Raw genomic sequence first — 2,747 nt, forward strand, 5'->3', positions numbered from 1 at the left:
CCGCTCCTGCACCTGCAGATAACCCGAGCACGGCGGGTGCCGGTAACGAGCGCGCACTCTTCGAAAGCTGGGCGCAAGGTCGCGTCACCAGCCTGATTCAAGGAAAGTTCGGCACTGGGTACGTATATGCCGACGCAGCGCGTGCCTGGGACGCATGGAAAGCCCGCGCCAGCCTCGCCGCTCCAGCACTCAATCCATCCGATGTGCAATGGGCGCAGTGGATTGTTCATCGTGGTCCCGGCCTGCCCGACTATGCATGCGCTGATTGCGTGCCGAACTCTCACATGTTGAAGCCTGGCTTCCAATGCGTCTATCACGAGGCGGCGGCAGTGCTCAAGGGTGCCCCAGCGCAGAGCGTGGAAGGAGGCGAAGCGTGAGCCTATCGGGCCATCAGTCGGCACGCATGCTGAACGACGAGTGGCTTACACCGCCGGAAATTGTGCGTGCATGCGGCGAGTTTGATCTCGACCCGTGCGCTCCCGTGGTACGCCCCTGGGACACCGCCCGCCGACATTTCACCGTAGAAGACGACGGCCTGACACAGCCTTGGGCCGGCCGTGTGTGGTGCAACCCGCCATTCGGTCGAGAGGCAATCAAGTGGTTGCGCCGGATGGTTAAGCATGGCAACGGGATCGCGCTCATACCAGCGCGCACGGAGACGGTCATGTTTTACGAAACCGTCTGGGGCGCAGCAGATGCCGTGCTGTTCATCCAAGGGCGCCCCCACTTCCACTATGTTGACGGCCGGCGCGCGGCGGCAAACAGCGGAGCCCCAATCTGCTTGGTTGCTTACGGCCTGCATAACGTCGCCGCGCTGGCAGAAAGCAAGCTGGGAATCGTGATCCCCATCATCAACAAATATAAGGACGCATCATGACCAACACCACCCCATCCCTGCCACTGAGCGCAGGGCAGCTGGACAATCTGGAAGCACTGGCGCGGAGCATAGAATTTACGGAAGCATGGGATTTTGATACAGCCGATGAACCTTATCGAATAGCAGGTGGAGAAGTTGTTGGAGGTGACGCACTTCCATATGGCGATGTGTACACAATGAAAGAATGGCAGACCCCAGATGGGTCTGAATGCCTCACGATTGCACATGAGGTAGGCGCGCAGTTTGGCAGATACATTGCAGCGTTCGATCCGCCTACGATCCTCGCCCTGATCGCCCAGGCACGCACCGCCCAGCAGGCAACCGCATCCCGTGGCGAACCGTTGACCGACGAGGAATTGGCGGACCCGGATTACATGCGCTCATACGTCGCTGAACTGCGCGAAACCATCGCACAGCTTGCCAATCGCGCATCCAGTGCGAAGGCCGAACCGATCGGTGAAGTTGTTCAAGGAGGACGATGCGATCTGATCCCCGTTCGCCTGAATGGACCGCGCCCAGGAATCGGCGCTAAGCTCTACGCAGCGGCCACCCCGGCAAGCGATACCCGCGCGGCTGTGCTGCTGAATGCCGAGGAAATGGCCGCGCTGCGTCGCTTCAACGAAACTTGCGAAGACGGCGAAGGGTACGACGTGCGCAAGGACATGATGAAACGCTTGGCAACCATTGGCGTCGTGCGGCGCACGTCTGGCAGCATCTACGAGATCACAGAATTCGGAATGTATGTTCTCGATGGCACCATTGCCTCTGCTGTAGAAAAATCGTGGGATCGCTTCACGGTACAGATCGAGCGGCAGAGCGCCGCCCCTACCGCCGCTATAGCGGAAGCAGATGCGAAGGATGAGATTGCACGTCTTGAGCGAATCATCGACGGGCTGCTTGACCATTGCCCTGACCCTGAATGCCTGACGTGTGGCGAAATCATCTGCCAGTACAACGAGCCCCTTCACTTTCATCATGACGGGTGCCCGTCGTGTGAGCAGGCCGCCCAGCAGGCCCAGAACAGCGCCAAGGGGAGCGACTGATGCCAATCTTCATGTGTCACGCCTGCGGCTGCATAGAAAACACAGCTCTCAGCAACTATTGGGTTCACACCACGCTAGAAGGGAAGCCAGGGCTTTGCTCGGCATGCGATCCCGAGATCGGCAAATGGCATGGTGAGTTTCCGCAGCGATCTGCTGCTGGAATGTTGGTCGATCAATCCGGGCACCTGTGGAGCAGCCAAGAGTCTGTGCCGAAGCATTACCAGATCATGGGTTCGGCATCTCAACCTCATGTAAGCAAGGGAGAAGAAGGAAATGGCTGAAGAACTCAAACCGTGCCCGTTTTGCGGCGGAACCGAGGCATTCGTCGAGCGCCTGGACTACTCGGCTGCCTACGTCCAATGCGACAGCCTCATCGACGAGCACAGCGCCTGCTTGGCACGAGGCCCGGTCGGCGTGCAGGATGATGATGGAGAAGATATCCCAGGTGCGGCTGCTGCGATCAGGGCCTGGAACGCGCAAGCAGCCAGCCGCGCCACCCCGCCATCGCCCAGCACCGCCGCGTCTGATGCGCTACGTGATATAGCATCCAATGGCGGTAGCCCAGGAGCGACGGCTAGAGCCGCGTTGCAGGTCATCTCCTCCTTGACTCCAGCTTGCAAATCGGCGCCCAGCACCGCCGAGGACGAGCTTGACGTTCGGTACGAGTTCGAACGATGGATGTCACAGCGCGGCGAAGCGGCGACTTACATTGGCGACGGGCTATACAGCAGCGGCGCTGTCTGCGATCAGGCGGAGGCATTCGCTGCTGGCGTTGCAATTGCCCGCGCTGCTCTCTCTGCTAATGCAGCAGACAGAGAGGCGAAGGA

Annotated in this window: 5 protein-coding genes; all 5 read left to right on the forward strand. The window is 60.0% G+C overall.

Features of this window, described 5'->3' with window-relative positions:
• Nucleotides 1-377: hypothetical protein (locus ACI1V7_RS28280; RefSeq protein WP_404536046.1), on the forward strand; the 377-nt coding region annotated here is incomplete at its 5' end.
• Between the two features lie 26 nt (nucleotides 378-403).
• Nucleotides 404-877: a DNA N-6-adenine-methyltransferase gene (locus ACI1V7_RS28285; protein WP_404536049.1), complete on the forward strand. Its 474-nt coding sequence runs from the start codon at nucleotides 404-406 to the stop codon at nucleotides 875-877.
• A complete protein-coding gene (locus tag ACI1V7_RS28290; RefSeq protein WP_404536052.1) occupies nucleotides 874-1,920 on the forward strand; it encodes a C2HC5-type zinc finger protein in 1,047 nt (348 codons plus the stop codon). Before ACI1V7_RS28285 ends, ACI1V7_RS28290 begins: the two co-directional genes overlap by 4 nt.
• A complete protein-coding gene (locus ACI1V7_RS28295) occupies nucleotides 1,920-2,201 on the forward strand; it encodes a hypothetical protein (protein WP_404536054.1) in 282 nt (93 codons plus the stop codon). Before ACI1V7_RS28290 ends, ACI1V7_RS28295 begins: the two co-directional genes overlap by 1 nt.
• Nucleotides 2,194-2,747, forward strand: a 554-nt coding sequence (locus ACI1V7_RS28300) for a Lar family restriction alleviation protein (protein WP_404536056.1), incomplete at its 3' end; no start/stop codon positions are given. The genes ACI1V7_RS28295 and ACI1V7_RS28300, both read left to right, overlap by 8 nt.

Origin of the sequence: Massilia paldalensis (assembly GCF_044901715.1) — a bacterium.
GTDB lineage: Bacteria > Pseudomonadota > Gammaproteobacteria > Burkholderiales > Burkholderiaceae_D > Telluria > Telluria paldalensis.